Genomic DNA, 16874 nt, shown 5'->3' with positions numbered 1-16874 from the left:
TCAGCCCGTCACGGGGATGGAATGTTCCGCCGCCCAGCCAAGGGTGATCGTCTCGCCCTCTTTCAGCACGGTGCCATCGCGGTTGGCCACGAAAAGCTTCAGCTTGGTGCCGTCGGCGGTTTCCAACAGGTAGGACAGCACCGGCCCGGCATAGATCACCGTCACGATGCGGGCCGAAAGGCGGTTGACCGCCCCCTCGGGCCCGAGAGGCGACATCTTTTCAGGACGCACGGCCAAGGTGACCGTCGTGCCCTCGGAGGGCAGGGGCATGGTGGTTTGCACCATGCTGCCATCGGCCAGACGGACCGCACCTTGCGCGACCGTGCCGGTCAGGAAATTGGAATCGCCAAGGAATTCGGCGGCAAAGCGGGTCTGCGGCCGCTCGTAAATCTCGGCCGGGGCGCCGGCTTGCACGATGCGGCCCTTGTCGAGGATGGCGATGCGGTCCGACAGGGTCAACGCCTCTTCCTGGTCATGCGTCACGAAGATCGTGGTCAGGCCCGTCTCGCGCTGGATGCGCAGAAGCTCGACCTGCATTTCCTGCCGCAGACGGCGGTCGAGCGCCGAAAGAGGCTCGTCCAGCAACAGGACCGAAGGCTTGATCACCATGGCCCGCGCCAAGGCCACACGCTGCTGCTGGCCGCCCGACAGGTTCTTCGGCATCCGGTCGCCAAAGCCGGTCAGATGGACCATCTCCAGCGCCTCGGCCACGGCTTTGGCGGCCTCGGCCCCCTTGATGCCGCGGCGTTCCAGGCCAAAGGCCACGTTGCGCGCCACGGTCATGTGGGGAAAGAGCGCGTAGGACTGGAACATCATGCCGATGTTGCGGCCCCAGACCGGGACGCCGGTCACATCGCGGTCGCCGATCATCACCACGCCCTCATCGGGTGCCACAAACCCCGCGACGATGCGCAGAAGCGTGGTCTTGCCCGAACCGGAGGGGCCCAGAAGGCTGGTGAAGGTGCCCTTCTCGAACGAGGTGGAAATGTCGCTCAGCACCGGGACGGGCCCGAACTTCTTGGCGACGGCTTGGACGGTGACTGTGGTCACTTGGGCGCTCCGGGTTTGGCGAAACGGGCGAAGATCAGGATGACACTCATCGAGCCGAGCAGAAGCAGGGTCGAAATCGCGTTGATCTCGGGCGTGAAGCCCTTGCGGATCGCGGAATAGATCTGCACCGGCAGCGTGGTGTAACCGGGCGAGGAGAGGAAGTAGCTGACCACGAACTGGTCCAGCGAGACGGCAAAGGCAAAAAGGGCCGCGCCCATGATGCTGGGGAACAGAAGCGGCAGGGTGATGGCGAAAAACGCGTGGATGGGGGTGGAACCAAGGCTCATCGCGGCCTCCTCCAGATCGCTCCGCACGGTTTTGAGGCCGGTGCCGACGACCAGCACGACATAAGGCACGGCGAGGGCGACGTGGCCGATGATCAGCGCATGCATGCCGCGGCCGATGCCGGTCCAGAAGAAGAAGATCAGCATGGCGGTGCCGGTGATCAGCCAGGGGATGGCGATCGGCGGCAGAAGCAGCAGCTGCAACAGGCTCCGCCCACGGAACTGCCGGCGCGACAGGGCCAGGGCGGCGATGGTGCCGATGGCGGTGGCCACGACGGCGGTGATCAGCGCCAGGACGAGCGAGTTGAGGGAGGAGGTCAAAAGCTCCTGATTCCCCATCAGGGCTTCGTACCAGCGGGTGGAGAAGTGAAAGGGCAGCTCATAGAGCGGCGATTCGTTGAACCCCATCGCCATCAGCACCAGGATCGGCGTGTAGAGGAAGATCAGGATCAGGGCGAGGAAGACGTGGCCAAGACGCATCATGCCGCACCTGCCGTGCCCCGGCGCAGGACACCGGAAAAGGTTGCAAAGATCGCCAGAACCACGGCGAGGAGGGTGAAGGACAGTGACGCGCCCAAAGGCCAGTTGAAGGCCTGGGTGAACTGATCCTCGATCACCGTGCCCAGCGTCACGCCGACCTTGCCGCCCAGAACCCGCGGCTCCATGAAGGACCCGATCACCGGCACGAAGGTCAGCACGGCGCCGGAGACGAGGCCGGGGGCAGCGAGCGGCACGAGAATCCGCGTCAGAACCACCCACCAGCGCGCGCCAAGGCTCTGCGCCGCTTCGATCACCGCGTCGTCGATGGTCACCAGCGCGATGTAGCAGGTCAGGATCATATAGGGCAGATAGCCGTGGACGAGGCCAAGCACGATGGCCTGGCGCGAGTAGAGGAAGGCGACAGATCCGGCCCCGGGGGCGATCATGTGCCAGATATTGTCAAGAAACCCGCCTTCGCGCAGCACCATGGTCCAGGAAAACACCCGCACCAGACCATTGGTCCAGAAGGGCAGCAGGATCAGCACCAGCAAGGTCTCCCGCGTGCGGCCGAAGGTGGTGCGCGACAGGGCGAGGGCGGCGAAAAAGCCAAGGACGGCACAGGCGAGCGTGGTCCAGAAGCCCATCAGCAGCGTGTTCCAGGCGATGCGCACCAGATAGGGCTGGTCGATGAAGGCGCGGTAGTGGCGCATGGTGAAGACGATGGGCGCCTTGCCCAACGGCGTCTTGTCCATGAAGCTGAAGACGAACATCGTCAGAAGCGGCAGGAAGACCGCCAGCGTCAGCCAGCCATAGGCCGGCAAAAGCAGGGCCGCCGTCGCCACCCAGGAGGGCAGGATGCGGCGCTTGCGCGGGCCCTCCGGCCCGCGCGCTGACCCGATGGTTTGGGCCTCATTCGGCATAGAAAGCCTTCACTTCTTCCCAGGCGTTGTTGAAGGCCTCGCGGCGGTCATCCGGCATCGCCGACATGACATTCGCGCTCTTCATGTATTCGACCTTGTGGACCTGCGCCGACAGGTCGTCGGCGGGCAGGGCCGCCAGCGCCTTCGAGTTGGACGAGGCCGGCGCGCCGACCTTGGTGGCCCATTCGACATAGAACTTCGGGTCGATCATCCAGTTGATGAAGGCGGCAGCGCCCTCGGGGTTCGGGGCCCCGGCAGCAATCGTCAGGCCATCGACCCAGACGATGGCGCCCTCTTCCGGCACAACGAATTCCACCGGCAGCTTGGCATTGCGCTTGGAACGCACGGCCCCGCCCGACCAGAACATCGATACGTCGAATTCATTGGCCGCAAAGGACTTGTTCCACTGATCCTCCGAAGACCACAGCATCTTGATATTCGGCTTGAGGGACTTCAGCGCCGCCTTCACGGCCTCCATGTCCTTGGGATCGTTCATGTCCTGCCCGGTCATCAGCGCGGCCATCGCAATCGCGATCATCGCGTCGTCGTCCATCGCGAAGCGGCCCTTGTAGTCGGCCGCGGCCAGATCCTTGTAGCTCGCCGGCTTCTTGGTGCCTTCGCGCATCGCGATCGAGGTCATGCCCCAGACCCACGGAACGGCATAGCCCTTGCCGTCGATGGTGAAGTTCGGATTGGCCAGCAGGTCGGGGTTCACATCCGCCGCATTGGCGATCTTCGACAGATCGGCCGGGACGATCAGCCCCTCGTTGGCCGCGGTCGAGACGCGGGCCGAGTTCAAAAGGACCACGTCATAAGCGCCCGGGTTGGTGCGCAGCTTGGTCAGCTCCTCAGCTTCGGAGGAGAAGTAGTCATGCACCACTTCGATGCCGGTCGCCGCCTGGAAGGCCTTCAGCGACCAGTCCTCGTCGGTGCCATAGCCTTTCCAGTTCAGCACCGTGATCTTGCCGCCGGCCGCACGGGCGGGCAGCGCGAAACCGGCCGTGCTGGCCGCCAGCGCCGCCGTCAGCATCCGCAGCGTATCGCGTCTAGAGAAATTCGACATGTCAGACCTCCTGTGAAACTTTGTTTTCATGAGCCGTCGATGGCTTACGGCATAACATAGCGGTCCGAGAATGCCATGACGACATGCTCGGGCATGGGGACGCCGGGCCGCGGGCGGCACCGGACTTTGCCGGTCTACCCAGCAAATCCTTTTACTTTCAGGCTGTTAGTTCCCTGCACCCTTGCAGGGGTCTTCCCCGTCACATCCGTGCCGAAGCACTTTTCCCTCTGCGGCACGCCGTTCTTCCGACAGCATTATTTGTTGGTGTACATACTATTATTTTCGGTTTGATTTCTGTCAAACCCTTTTTTCGCGCTCTTGATCCAGAGCGCGAAAATTCACGCAAACCGCACGTCCAGACGGCTTCCCGGCGCGGATTCCGCAAGATCGAAGGCGAATCCGCCCGAAACCGGCAGGGCGCGAATCGCCTGACCGTCCAGCATGGCGAGCATGGGCGCCTCCGCGCCCCTGCGGTGCAGGGTCAGGCGGGCCGGCGGCGTGGCAAGCCGGGCGCTGAAACGGTCGGGGCGGAGAATCACCTCCTCCAGCCGCGCGGCGCCGTCCAGCGTCAGGGCGGGCGCTGCGTCCAGCGTCAGATGCAGGGCGTCCCCCTTCCCCGTGACGGCCAGCGCGCCATGCGGCGACAGGATCGGCCCGACCTCTGCCGCAGCACCGGCGTTGGTCAGGGTCATCCCGCGCCAGGGGTCGAAATCCACCACTTCGGAGACGGCCATCAGGGGCAAGAGCCCGGCCCAGATGTAGAAGGGATCGGTGTCGCCCTGATCCATCGCCTCGCCCGTCGTGGCGTTGTAATTCTCTGCCGCGATACGGCTGCAGCGCCAGGATTTGAGGAAGAGATTCAGGCTCTGTTCGGCCAGATGGCTCGCTTCGGCGGCGAAACCGGCATGGCGCAGGCCAAGCCAGACGAGGTAATTCACATTGGGCCAGATCCGGCCGCGCCAATAGACATTGTCGGCAAAGGCCGGATCATCGCGGGTGGCGTTGGGCAGGACCCACTCCCCGGCGAAGGTCGCCGGATCGGCCAGATGGCGGAGGAGGTGGGCAGATTGCGCGGGCGTCGCCGCACCGCAAAGCCAGGGATAGAAACTGGTCGGCGACAGCGAACGGACAAAGCCGCCGCCGCGCTGGCGGTTGGCGAAAATCTTGCGCGCGTCATCCCAAAGCTCGGTCTGGATCAGCGCGCGGTGGCGGGCGGCATCGGCGGCGAAGGTGGCGGCCTCCTCGGCCCGGCCCAGCGCCCCGGCCATCAGCGAGAGCATCTCGGCATCCAGTGCCACGACGCAGTTCAGCCCCAGATCCCAGGTCGAAAGGCTGCGGGTCGCAGGGTCATAGACGGCCTCGTCATGGGTGGCGGAATTGTCCATCCCGGTCTCGTTGCGCGCGCCAAAGGCGGTGCCCTTGTACAGCGCCTCGCCCACGTCGGAACTGCCGCAGGAGATGAGGCCCGACCCGTCCGGATCGCGCATCTGCCGCCACCAGCGTTGGTTGCGCGCCATCGCGGGGTAGCAATCCTCCAGCACCGACCGCTCGCCGCTGCGCAGATAGATCTGCCAGGCGATCAGGCTGCCTAAGGGCGGTTGGCTCCGATCCACCCAGGTGTCGCGCGAGGTGGCGATGCAGGCAAAATTGCCCTGCGGCGTGGCGGCAGACAGCGCCACGGCAAGATTCTCCCGCGCCAGCGTGGCGTCGAAGACCCCGGCGAGCAGGGCCGCATAGGTCTGGTCATTGTGCCAGACCGCCCAGGTGCCAAGGTTCCAGATCCGCGTGACGGCGGTATAGGGGCGATGGTTGGTCGCATCCCAGATCGTGTTCCAGCCGACGATATCGCGCACGGCGGCCAAGGCCTCTGCCGTCCCACCCTCCGGTTCCGCCAGCGCGGCAGGTGCGGTCAGCGCCGCCTTGGCCCCGGCGATGGCCAAAGCCGCGCTGTCGGCCACGGCGGCGGCATAGGCGCCCTGGCGCATCATCTCCAGATTGAAGCGGAGCGCCAGAAGCGGAGCCTTGGTGGCCCGGCTGTCGCGGTAGAAATAACCATGTGTCTCGAAGTCGGCGCAAAGCGCATCCAGATCGGCATGGCCGGTCACCTGCACCGGGGCCTCGGCGGTCGCCACGGCCACGAAGCGGTCGCCGAGTTTCAGGAGGGCCACGCCTTGGGCGGCATCATAGGTGACCTCGGTGCCGTCTTCGCAGGAGATCGCCAGCGTGACCCAGAAGCGCAGGCCCCATTCGGCACTGGTCCTCGCCGCCCAACTGCCGCGAAAGGCGAAAGGGTCGGGCTTGGTGGTCGAAAACGACAGGGTCGTGCCAGCCAGATCGGCCTCGAAGTCGATCACCGACCCGTCCAGCGCATGGCGCCCCAGCCGCATCACGTCACTCCGCGGCTCCATCCGCGCACATTTCCTGAGGCGCGAGGAATAAAGCACCGGCGTCACCCGCACGCCCAAGGGCAGGAAGACCATCTCTCCCGGCCGGTCGGACCACGAATTCCAGGTGCGGGCGAGGGGGACGGTCGTGTGTTTCAGCATGGACGGGCCTTTCTGCTTTCGGCGCGAAGATTAGTGGCCGCCGCCCTCGACCGCCATGGGCTGCTTGAGGATCTTCGGGATGCGCCAGGCCGGCGGGGTGTTGCGGCTGCGCTGGCTGCGCACCACGCCGTCGATGATCGTCATGCCGACGCCGGGCAGGTTGCCCTGCTGCACCGATTCCAGGATGGTCTTGCCGGGCGAGTTCTGCGCCTGATCCATCAGCACGAAATCGGCGCAGAGGCCCTTTTCGATCATGCCCGTGTCCAGGTTGCGCTGCCGGGTCGTGTTGCCGGTGCCAAAGCAGAAGGCCAGTTCCGCCGGCATGTTCCCAAGGCTCGACAGGATCGCGATCATCCGCAGGATGCCAAGGGGCTGCACGCCCGACCCGGCCGGGCCATCGGTGCCGAGGATGATCTGGTCCATCTTCTTCAGCTCGCGCGCGGTGTTCAGCGTCAGCAAAGCAGCGCGTTCGTTGCCGTTGTGGACGATCTCCAGCCCCTTGGTGCAATTCTCGCATATGCAGACGATCTGGTCATCGGGCAAGGCGGTATGCCCGCCGTTGATGTGGCCGACGACATCGGTCCCCGCCTCCAGCACCATCGCCGCATCGATCAGGCCCGAACCGGGGATCGAGGGCCCGCCGGTGTGGATCGTGCTTTGAATGCCGTATTTGCGCGCCCAGTCCACCATCTGCTTCGCGGTCTTGCCATCCTTGACCGAACCGAGCCCGACCTCACCCAGAAGCTTCACCCCGGCATCGGCCAGATCCTTGAAGTCCTGTTCCACCATGCCGTGTTCGATGACCGGCGCGCCCGCCATGACCTTGACGCCCGAGGGGCGAAAGTTTTCGTACCAGCGCTGCGCCGCAATCGCCATCGCCTTGAGGCCGACGATATCCTTGGGACGGCCCGGCATATGGACCTCCCCCGCCGAGATCAGGGTGGTGACCCCGCCGTGCAGGGTGGAATCGATCCAGTTCAGCTGGCTCTGCCGCGGGGTATAGTCGCCCACCACCGGATGGATATGGCTGTCGATCAGCCCGGGCGCCAGGGTAGAGCCATTGGCGTCGATCTCGGTCGTGGCGCCCTCGGTGTCCAGATCGGCGGCGCGGCCCCAGGCGGTGATCTTGCCGTCGATCGCGATCAGGCAATCAGCCTCGAGGATCGGCTCTTCCATCTTGCCCGACAGCATCAGCCCGATGTTGCGGATCACCAGTTTCTTCACATCTTCGGCCATGCGGCACCTCCGGTTATTATTAGTAGGCTAACATGTTTCGAACTTCGATCAAGCCGCTTCGAGGGGCAAACTTCGCCAAAATTGCAGGCAGCATCCTGCCCGCGATACCGCCGCTTTGCCAGAGCGGAGGCGTCCCGCTACGATTGCATTTGACAGAAGGCCCGGTGCGGTTTCTTATTTGCATGCTAACAAGTTTTGGAGCCAGTGACTCGCCATGGCCTATCATGCACCCACCCATCTGGACGAGGCTTTCGCGGCGCTTTCGGGCGGCAATATCTCTGTGATTGCAGGGGGAACCGACTGGTTTCCGCAGGCGGGAGAGCGGTTGCCGACCGTCTCGCTCCTCGATGTGACGGGGCTGCCGGGCTTTCGCGGCATCACGCAAACGGCCGAGGGCTGGCGAATCGGGGCAGCGACGCGCTGGGCCGAGATCACCGCCGCCGACCTGCCGCCGGCCTTCGACGGGCTGAAGGCCGCGGCGCGCGAGGTCGGCTCGATCCAGATCCAGAACGCCGGGACGATCGCGGGCAACCTCTGCAACGCCTCGCCCGCCGCCGATGGCGTGCCGCCCCTGCTGACGCTGGGCGCCGTGGTGGAGCTGGTCTCTCAGGCGGGCAAGCGTCTGGTCCCGCTGGAGGATTTCATCACCGGGGTGCGCCGGACGACCCGTCTGCCGGGCGAGCTGGTCGCGGCCATCCATATCCCGCAGAGCGCGGCGGGCACGGTGGCGGGCTTTTCCAAGCTCGGCGCGCGGCGCTATCTGGTGATCAGCATTGCGATGGTGGCGGCTTCCTTGCGGGTTCACGCTGGCCGCATCACCGGGGCGCGGGTGGCCGTGGGCGCCTGCTCTCCCGTCGCCCGGCGCCTTCCCGTGCTGGAGGCGCGGCTGGAGGGGCTTTCGCCGGCAAGCCCGCTCCCCGTGGACGAAGCGGCGCTGGAGGGGCTGGCCCCGATCACCGATGTGCGCGCCTCGGGCGATTATCGGAGTGCCGCGGTCGCAGAACTTGTCACCCGGCTTTTGACGGATCTTGTTGCCAAGGGGGCGCGGGCGGATGGATAACCTTCGGATGCAATCGGACGTGGGCTTTGTTCTGAACGGAACCGCGGTGCGCACCTCTCCCGCCCCGGGCGAGCGGCTGTCGCAGACCCTGCGCGAAAGCCTGGGCGCGAAAGAGGTCAAGATCGGCTGCAACGCCGGCGATTGCGGCGCCTGTTCGGTGCTGGTCGATGGCGCGGTGGTCTGCGCCTGCCTGATGGCGACGCATCAGGCCGAGGGGAAAAGGGTCGAAACCCTGCGCGGGCTGGTGGCAGGCGACTCCGCCGCCAAGGCGCTGGTGCAAAGCTTTCAGGATCATCAGGCCGCGCAATGCGGGATCTGCACGCCGGGGATGATGGTCTCTGCCGTGGCCTTGCTGCGCGAAGTCCCCGCGCCCGATGCGGGGCAGGTGCAGGATGCCTTGGGTGGCGTGCTCTGCCGCTGCACCGGCTATCGCAAGATCATCGACGCCGTGGTTGCCGCCGGCACCACGGCCGCGCCGCTTCTGGCGCAGGGCGGCGTCGGCACCGCGATGCGCAGGCTCGACGGGCTGGATCGGGTCGAGGGACGCACCGCATTTGGCGACGACGTGGCCCCGCAAGGCGCTTTGGTGGTGAAGGTCATCCGCTCCCCCCACCCGCGCGCGGCCTTCCAGTTCGGCGATCTGGACGGCTGGCTTGCCGCCAGCCCCGACCTCGCCTGCGTGCTGACCGCGCGGGACGTGCCCGGCCGCAATGCCTTTGGCGTCATCCCGGCCTTCGTCGACCAACCCGTCTTTGCCGAGGCCGAGGCGCGCTTTCGCGGCGAGGCTGTGGCCGCGGTCGTGGGCTCTGCCGAGGCGATGGTCGCCTTCGACCCGGCCAGTTTTCCGGTGACCTGGACCCCCCTTTCCGCTGCCGAGACGGTTGCCGCCGCGCTGGCCGAAGGTGCGCCCCTCCTCCACCCCGACCGGGCGCAGAACATCATGTGCGGCGGCTTCGTGAAACATGGCGATGCCGCAGCCGCCTTGGAGCGCGCCGATGTTGTGGTGGAAGGTGATTTCGAATCCGGCTTCGTCGAACATGCCTATATCGAGCCTGAGGCGGGCTTTGCCCAGATCGTGGACGGCAGGCTGGAGATCCACGCCTGCACCCAGGCCCCGGTGATGGACCTTGATTCCATGGCCGAGGTTTTGGGCATGGACCGCAGCCGGATCCGCATCGTGCCCACCGCGGTTGGCGGCGGTTTCGGGTCGAAGCTGGACATCTCCTTGCAGCCCTATGTGGCTCTGGGTGCGCTGAAAACCGGCAAGCCGGTGCGGATGACCTATTCGCGGATGGAGTCGATGCAATCGACCACCAAGCGCCATCCTTCCGCCATCCATCTGCGTCTGGGGGCCTCGAAGGACGGCAAGCTGTCGGGCATGCACTTCACCGGCGATTTCAACACCGGGGCCTATGCCTCCTGGGGGCCGACGGTGGCGAACCGGGTGCCGGTCCATGCCTCGGGCCCCTATCTCGTGCCGGATTATCTGGCGCAGTCGCGGGCGATCCATACCAATTGCCCGTCCTCCGGCGCCTTCCGGGGCTTTGGCGTGCCGCAGTCGGCGATTGCGCAGGAAAGCCTGTTTGACGAACTGGCGGGCAAGCTCGGGATGGACGCGCTCGACTTCCGCCTGCTGAACGCCTTGGAAAACGGCCAGCCCACCGTCTGCGGCCAGGTCTTTGCGCAAGGCGTGGGCATCAAGGCCTGCCTGACCGCCCTGCGTCCGGCTTGGGAGGCCGCCAAGGCCGAGGTCGCCGCCTTCAACGCCTCCAACAGCGTTCTGAAGCGGGGCGTCGGGCTGGCGGGCGGCTGGTATGGCTGCGGCAATACCTCCTTGCCCAACCCCTCCACCATCAAATCCGGCCTGCGCGCCGATGGCACCGTGGTGCTGCATCAGGGCGCCACGGATATCGGGCAGGGGGCGAATACCGTCATCGCCCAGATCTTCGCCACGGCCCTCGGCGCCCCGGTCGAGGCGCTGCATCTGATCAGCCCCGATACCGATGTGACGCCGGATGCCGGCAAGACCTCCGCCTCGCGCCAGACCTTCGTGTCAGGCAATGCGGCGCGGCTCAGCGGTATGGCCCTGCGCCGGATGATCCTGTCGCGCTGCAATGCCGCGCCGGATGCCAGGCTGACCTTCACCAAAGGCGCGGTTCTGGTGACGGATGCGGCGGGCAGCCACCGGGTCGACCTGGCGCAGCTTGCGCCCGATGCCGAAGGCTATGTCCTGCGGGCCGAGGAAAGCTATGACCCGCCGACCCGGCCCCTGGACGCCAATGGCCAGGGCGAGCCCTATGCCCAGTTCGGCTATGCCGCCCATCTTGTCGTGGTCGAGGTCGATCTGAAGCTTGGCCTCGTCCGCCCGCTGCGCTTTACCGCCGCGCATGATGTTGGGAAGGCCATCAACCCCCTGCTCGTCGAAGGTCAGGTGCAGGGCGGCATTGCGCAAGGCCTCGGCATGGCGCTGCTGGAGGAATACCTGCCCGGAAGGACCGAGAACCTGCACGATTACCTGATCCCCACCATCGGGGACATCCCGCCGATCGAGACGCTGATCATCGAGGAAGCCGATGCCCATGGCCCCTACGGCGCCAAGGGTCTGGGCGAACATGTGCTGATCCCGACAGCCCCCGCCATTCTGAACGCGATCCGCCATGCGACCGGGGTCGCCATGCACCGCGTTCCCGTCACCCCTGCCCGGCTGCGTGCCGCATTGAAGGAAGCTGGCCATGAATGAAGCCTCCACGCCAGAGATGACCTCGGAAAAGATCCGCTGCGATGCCTGCCCGGTCATGTGCTATATCGCCGAGGGCCGCGCCGGGGCCTGTGACCGCTATGCCAACCACGCGGGCCTTCTTGTCCGGCTTGACCCGCTGACGGTGCTGCAATCGGGCGGCTCTGCGGTGCCCTTCCTCGATGATGCGCCCGAGGATTGGGACGGCGATCTGATCAAGGGCAACCGCACCTTCATCACCGCGGTCGGCGCTGGCACCACCTATCCCGATTACAAGCCCGCGCCCTTCATCGTCAGCCAGAAGGTCGAAGGCGTCGATATGGTCACCGTCGTGACCGAAGGGATTTTCAGCTATTGCGGCGTCAAGGTGAAGATCGACACCGACCGCCATCTGGGCGCCGAGCGCGCCTTGGTGCGGGTGGATGGCGAGGCGATTGGCCATGTGATGACCGGGGAATATGGCTCTGCCATGCTGTCTTTGGGCGGGGTTCTGCACCTGACCGGCGGGTCCAAGAAAGAGGGCCGTGTGACCTGCGACGCCCTGATGAAGCTCTGCAACCGCGAGGCGGTGGAGGTCACCATCGACGACGGCGCCACGGTCGTCATCCAGGCCGGCCAGCCGCCCATCGTCAACGGCGTGCCCGAAAAGCTGATGCGCGTCGGCTGCGGTTCGGCCACCATCGGCATGTTCGCCAAGCAATGGGTCGGCCATGTCGATGAGGTCGTGGTCGTCGATGACCATATCACCGGCGTCCTGTCGGAACATCAGGCCGGCAAGCTTCTGGACGTGCCGCCGACCGGGATCAGGATGAACGGCCGCCGCTCCACCCCCGGGCGCTATTTCCAGGTGGCGCATCCCGGCACCGGCTGGGGCGGCACCGATGTCGAAGACCCGCTGACCATCCTCAAGCCCTTTGACGCCAAGGTGGCCTGGCCGGGGCTGAAGATGCTGATGGTCTCCACCACGGGCGAGCAATGGGCCTATTACGAGCTGGACGCCGATCTGAAGCCCGTGCCGGTGGAGGCCCCGCCCGAGGTTCGCGCCTCGGCCGAAAGGATCGCCGAGAATTGCGAGCCTTCGGTCTGTTCGGTGATCTTCATGGGCGGGGCGGGCGGCTCCTTGCGGGCGGGCGTCACCTCCAACCCGGTGCGGCTGACGCAATCGGTCAAGGCGGCGCTGACCAAGGTGTCCTGCGGCGGCGCTTCGGCCTATGTCTGGCCGGGTGGCGGGATTACGGTGATGGCGGATGTGATGCAGATGCCGCTGAACTCCTTCGGCTATGTGCCGACGCCGGCCTTGGTGGCGCCGATCGAATTCACCCTGCGCCTGTCGGATTATGCCGATCTGGGCGGGCATATCGACCATGTGCAGCCGGTCTCCGCCGTCCTGACCCCTGCGATCCGGCGGGTGGAACATGGCGAGGACGGCGACCCGCAGGACAAGCGCAACTTCCCCTGGGGCCGGTCGTGATCGAGGCCCGGGCCCAGCTTTTGCCGGATGGCGAAAGGCTGCATCTGCAGCACGGGCCGATTGACCTGATTATTGGCGCAGAAGGCGACCGCAGCACCGCCTTCCGCGCCGCCTTCGCCCGGTTCCGGACGGTGCTGGAGGAACTGGTCAGCGAACTCCCCCTGCTGAGGCAGGAGGTGGGTGCGATGCCGCAAGGGTCCACCGCCCGGCGGATGACGCGCGCCGCCCTGCCCCATGCGCCGGTTTTTGTCACGCCGATGGCCGCGGTGGCGGGTGCGGTTGCCGAAGAGGTGCTGGCCGCGATGACCGCGGCCACCAGCCTCCGCCGCGCCTATGTCAACAACGGTGGCGATATCGCCTTTCACCTGGCCGAGGGCGAACGCTTCCGCATGGCCATTGCCGGGCTGGACGGTGCCGCTTTGGGCAGGGTCGATGTCGGCCATGCAGATGCGGCGCGCGGCATCGCCACCAGCGGTCAGGGCGGGCGCAGCCTGTCCTTCGGCATCGCCGATGCGGTGACGGTTCTGGCCCGCTCGGCCGCCGAGGCCGATGTGGCGGCGACCCTGATCGCCAATGCCGTCGACCTGCCCGGCCATCCCGCCATCACCCGCGCCCCCGCCAACAGCCTGCACCCCGACAGCGACCTTGGCGCACGCCTTGTGGTAACCCAAGTCGCCCACCTCTCCCCGTCTGAGACCGCCGCGGCGCTGGACCGGGGCGCGGAGGCCGCGCGTTCGATCCTCGACCGGGGTCTTGCCCTTTCTGCCGCCCTTTTCCTTCACGGCCAGTCGCGCCTTTGCGGCCAGCCCTCTACCATGTCCCTCGACAGGAGCCCTGCCCATGCCTGACGTCACCATCCGCAAGATCGCCACGGCGGTCGAGGAAATCTTCCACGAAGGCGGCCCGATTGCCGCCACCCCGCTGCGCCGGGGCGCCATCATGGCCGTCATCGCCAACCCCTTTGCCGGCCGCTATGTCGAGGATATCCAGCCCTTCATGGAGGACCTCAAACCCCTCGGCCTGATGATGGCCAAGCGGCTGCTCGCCGTCCTGGGCGGCGATCCCGCCGCGATCGAGGGCTATGGCAAGGGCATCATCGTCGGCGCCAATGGCGAGCTGGAACATGGCGCGCTTTGGCATGCCCCCGGCGGCTATGCGATGCGCGAGATCCTCGGCGATGCCAAGGCCATCGTGCCCTCGGCCAAGAAGGTCGGCGGCGTGGGGGCGCGGCTGGATGTGCCGATCACCCATGTCAACGCCTCTTACGTCCGCGGCCATTTCGATTCGATGGAAGTGGGCATGAACGATTCCCCCCGCGCGGGCGAGATGATGGTGGTCCTGGTGATGACCACCGGGCCAAGGGTACATTCGCGCTCGGGCGGGCTGGAAGCGAAAGATGTCAAAGGACTGGATGGGTTGAGATGAGCGCAAATATCCGCAAGATCGCCGTCTGGGTCGAAGAGACCCTGCAAGAGGCCGGGCGTCCGGTGACCCCGCCCACCCGCAAGGCCGTGGCGGTGGCGGTCATCGCCAACCCCTTCGCCGGCCAATATGTCGAGGATCTGACGCCGCTGATGGACATCGGCGAGGAGCTTGGCGCGCTTCTGGGCCAGCGCTGTGTGGCCGCGCTGGGGATCGAGCCTGCGCAGGCGCAAAGCTATGGCAAGGCCGCGATGGTGGGCGAGGCGGGCGAGCTGGAACATGCCGCAGCCATCCTGCACCCGAAGCTTGGCGCGCCTTTGCGGGCGGCGGTGGGCGGCGGGGCGGCGCTGGTCGCCTCGTCCAAGAAGATGGGCGGGCCGGGGCAGGTTCTGGACGTACCGCTCGGTCACAAGGATGCGGCTTACGTCCGCAGCCATTTCGACGGGATCGAGGTGCGCCTGAACGATTCCCCCCGCGCGGGTGAGATCATGGTTGCCGTCGCCGTCACCGACAGCGGCCGCCCCCTGCCCCGCGTCGGCGGGCTGACCCATGAGGCGGCGATCGGCAAGGACGGCTTGCGGTAGCACGGACCCCCTTGCCGCAACGGCGCTCTGGCCCCATGCTGACCGGCGTCCGCCCGAAAAGGCGGCTGTCGTTCAGCCCGGGGGGGAGACCGGAGGGGAGGGGCAATGCAGGACCGCGACCATCTGGCGGAGATCGACAAGGTCCTGAACGGGGCCTCGACCGGGCGTGACGGGCTGGTCCAGCAATCCTGGCGGCGCTGTGTTGAGGCTTATGGCCTCGACCCCTCGCGCCCCAGTCCCGCCCATATCGTGCCCGACACCCAGCTGCGCGAACACCGCGAGCAATCCGAACGCCTGATTGCCATTGCCCGCAGCGGGTTGGAGGGGCTGTTCCGCCAGGTTGCCGGGCAGAACTACGTCCTGCTCTTGGCCGATGCCAAGGGCATCACGGTGGATTTCTTCGGCGACATGCGCTTCGAGGATGAACTGCGCCGGGCGGGCCTGCATCTGGGGTCCGACTGGTCGGAACATCTGGCGGGCACCTGCGGCGTCGGCTCTTGTCTGGTGACGCAGGAACCGGTCACCATCCACCAGACCGACCATTTCGACCTGACCCATACGCCCTTGTCCTGCACCGCCGCGCCGATCTTCGACACCAGTGGCGTGCTGACCGCTGTCCTGGATATCTCGCTTCTGCGCTCCCCCACGCCAAAACTGTCGCAGACTCTCGCGCTCAACCTCGTCCGCGCCTCGGCCCGGCGGATCGAGATGGCGAACCTGATGGCGCTGAGCCGGGGCGACTGGGTGCTGCGCTTTTCCCCCCTGCCAGAGTTTCTGGATGTCGACCCCGAGGCCGCCGTGGCCTTGGATGGCGCGGGGCGGCTGGTGGGGATGACCCATGCGGCAGAACGGACCCTGCGGCAGGTCGGCGGAATCAAGGGCTCGCTTCTCGGCCAGCGGATCGACGCTTTCTTCGATCTGACCATCGACGACATGCCCGAACTGATGCGCGGCCGCCCGACCGAGGACCGGGTGATCCACCTGCGCGATGGCCGGGCGCTTTATGGCCATGCCATCGCCCCCCATACCGGGCCGGTGCTGCGCCCGGCACAGGCGCCAAGCCTGCCCGCCGTGTTGCAAAGCTTCAGCGGCAATGACCCGACCCTGCGCCGCCTGCTCAGCGATGCGGCCCGGCTGGCGCCGACCGGGGTGCCGCTGCTCATCCAGGGCGAGACGGGGACCGGCAAGGAAAGGCTGGCCCGGGCGATCCATACCGCCACGCCGGGCAGCCGGCCCTTCGTTTCGCTGACTTGTGCCGCCCTGTCCGAAGCCGGGCTGGACGAGGCGCTGCTGGGAAAAAGGGCCGAGGCGCTGGCCGAGGGCGGCACGCTGTTCCTCGACGAGGTCGGCGATCTGTCCCCGCCGGTGCAGGGCCACCTCCTGCGCCTTCTGACCGAGGGCGAGGGCCTGCCCACCGGGGCCGGGCGGCTGCGGCTGCGGCTGATCGCCTCCAGCCAGCAGGATCTGGCCGAAAGGGTGCGGCAGGGCCTGTTTCGCCGCGATCTGTTCTTCCGGCTGGCCGGGGCGACGCTGTCGCTGCCGCCCCTCCGGCTGCGGCAGGATTTCGACTGGCTTCTGGACCGCTTGCTCCGCCAGCGCACCCATGGCCGCGCCGAAAGCTACCGGATCAGCCCGGCCGCCAAGGCCGATCTGCAGGCGCGCAGCTGGCCCGGCAATATCCGCGAGCTGATGCACACGCTGGATGTGACCGTGGCCCTCGCCGAATCCCCCGTCATCGACCTGCCCGACCTGCCGCCGCCCTCCCTGCCCGAAAAGCCCGCCGCCGAGGATGAGGGCGCCGCATTGCAGGCGATTCTGGAGGCCTGCGGCTGGAACATGGCGCTGGCGGCGCGGCGGCTGGGGGTCGACCGTTCGACCATCCTGCGCCGGGTGCAGCGCCTGGGCCTGATGCGCCCCAACTGACCTGTTGCCGCCTGTTGCGCGCCGTTGCGCCGCGCAACACGCCCGCCGCCTTTCGCGGCACGCCCGGCGAAAACCCGCATTTTCCCTGCAACCCTGTA

Annotated in this window: 13 protein-coding genes; 7 read left to right on the top strand and 6 right to left on the bottom strand. The window is 66.7% G+C overall.

The genetic code is table 11. The features are described 5' to 3' along the window. The 6 genes from AC1DZT_RS01090 to AC1DZT_RS01065 form a co-directional block, all read right to left on the bottom strand. Complete coding sequence (locus AC1DZT_RS01090) at window positions 1–1050, bottom strand: ABC transporter ATP-binding protein (protein WP_478004739.1); 1050 nt, start codon at window positions 1048–1050, stop codon at window positions 1–3. Then, window positions 1047–1817 carry an ABC transporter permease gene (locus AC1DZT_RS01085; protein ID WP_478004738.1) on the bottom strand — a complete coding sequence of 257 codons (771 nt, stop codon included), beginning with the start codon at window positions 1815–1817 and terminating at the stop codon, window positions 1047–1049. Before AC1DZT_RS01085 ends, AC1DZT_RS01090 begins: the two co-directional genes overlap by 4 nt. Continuing rightward, window positions 1814–2734, bottom strand: a complete 921-nt coding sequence (locus tag AC1DZT_RS01080; protein WP_478004737.1) for an ABC transporter permease — start codon at window positions 2732–2734, stop codon at window positions 1814–1816. The genes AC1DZT_RS01085 and AC1DZT_RS01080 overlap by 4 nt, the downstream gene beginning before the upstream one ends. Then, on the bottom strand, window positions 2724–3797 hold the full coding sequence (locus tag AC1DZT_RS01075; protein WP_478004736.1) for an ABC transporter substrate-binding protein: 1074 nt from the start codon (window positions 3795–3797) through the stop codon (window positions 2724–2726). The genes AC1DZT_RS01080 and AC1DZT_RS01075 overlap by 11 nt, the downstream gene beginning before the upstream one ends. A gap of 338 nt (window positions 3798–4135) precedes the next feature. Further along, on the bottom strand, window positions 4136–6343 hold the full coding sequence (locus AC1DZT_RS01070; RefSeq protein WP_478004735.1) for an MGH1-like glycoside hydrolase domain-containing protein: 2208 nt from the start codon (window positions 6341–6343) through the stop codon (window positions 4136–4138). Between the two features lie 30 nt (window positions 6344–6373). Then, window positions 6374–7579, bottom strand: a complete 1206-nt coding sequence (locus tag AC1DZT_RS01065) for an amidohydrolase family protein (protein ID WP_478004734.1) — start codon at window positions 7577–7579, stop codon at window positions 6374–6376. Window positions 7580–7793: 214 nt separating this feature from the next. Here AC1DZT_RS01065 and AC1DZT_RS01060 point away from each other — a divergent pair, with 214 nt between their 5' ends. From AC1DZT_RS01060 to AC1DZT_RS01030, 7 genes are all read left to right on the top strand, one after another. Beyond that, window positions 7794–8639, top strand: coding sequence for an FAD binding domain-containing protein (locus AC1DZT_RS01060; RefSeq protein WP_478004733.1), 846 nt, complete (start codon window positions 7794–7796; stop codon window positions 8637–8639). Then, a complete protein-coding gene (locus tag AC1DZT_RS01055; RefSeq protein ID WP_478004732.1) occupies window positions 8632–11379 on the top strand; it encodes a molybdopterin-dependent oxidoreductase in 2748 nt (915 codons plus the stop codon). Before AC1DZT_RS01060 ends, AC1DZT_RS01055 begins: the two co-directional genes overlap by 8 nt. Beyond that, entirely contained in the window at window positions 11372–12847 is a 1476-nt protein-coding gene (locus AC1DZT_RS01050) for a 6-hydroxynicotinate reductase (RefSeq protein ID WP_478004731.1), read from the top strand. The genes AC1DZT_RS01055 and AC1DZT_RS01050 overlap by 8 nt, the downstream gene beginning before the upstream one ends. Beyond that, entirely contained in the window at window positions 12844–13695 is an 852-nt protein-coding gene (locus tag AC1DZT_RS01045; protein ID WP_478004730.1) for a UPF0280 family protein, read from the top strand. The genes AC1DZT_RS01050 and AC1DZT_RS01045 overlap by 4 nt, the downstream gene beginning before the upstream one ends. Beyond that, window positions 13688–14272, top strand: a complete 585-nt coding sequence (locus AC1DZT_RS01040; RefSeq protein WP_478004729.1) for an amino acid synthesis family protein — start codon at window positions 13688–13690, stop codon at window positions 14270–14272. The genes AC1DZT_RS01045 and AC1DZT_RS01040 overlap by 8 nt, the downstream gene beginning before the upstream one ends. Then, window positions 14269–14853 carry an amino acid synthesis family protein gene (locus AC1DZT_RS01035; protein ID WP_478004728.1) on the top strand — a complete coding sequence of 195 codons (585 nt, stop codon included), beginning with the start codon at window positions 14269–14271 and terminating at the stop codon, window positions 14851–14853. Before AC1DZT_RS01040 ends, AC1DZT_RS01035 begins: the two co-directional genes overlap by 4 nt. A gap of 105 nt (window positions 14854–14958) precedes the next feature. Then, window positions 14959–16776 carry a sigma-54-dependent Fis family transcriptional regulator gene (locus AC1DZT_RS01030; RefSeq protein WP_478004727.1) on the top strand — a complete coding sequence of 606 codons (1818 nt, stop codon included), beginning with the start codon at window positions 14959–14961 and terminating at the stop codon, window positions 16774–16776. Window positions 16777–16874: the final 98 nt, after the last annotated feature.

The sequence above is a fragment of the Rhodobacter sp. P1_C2 genome, assembly GCF_056406375.1.
Note: the sequence above shows the minus strand (reverse complement) of the source record. Positions and strands in the feature narration are given on the sequence as shown.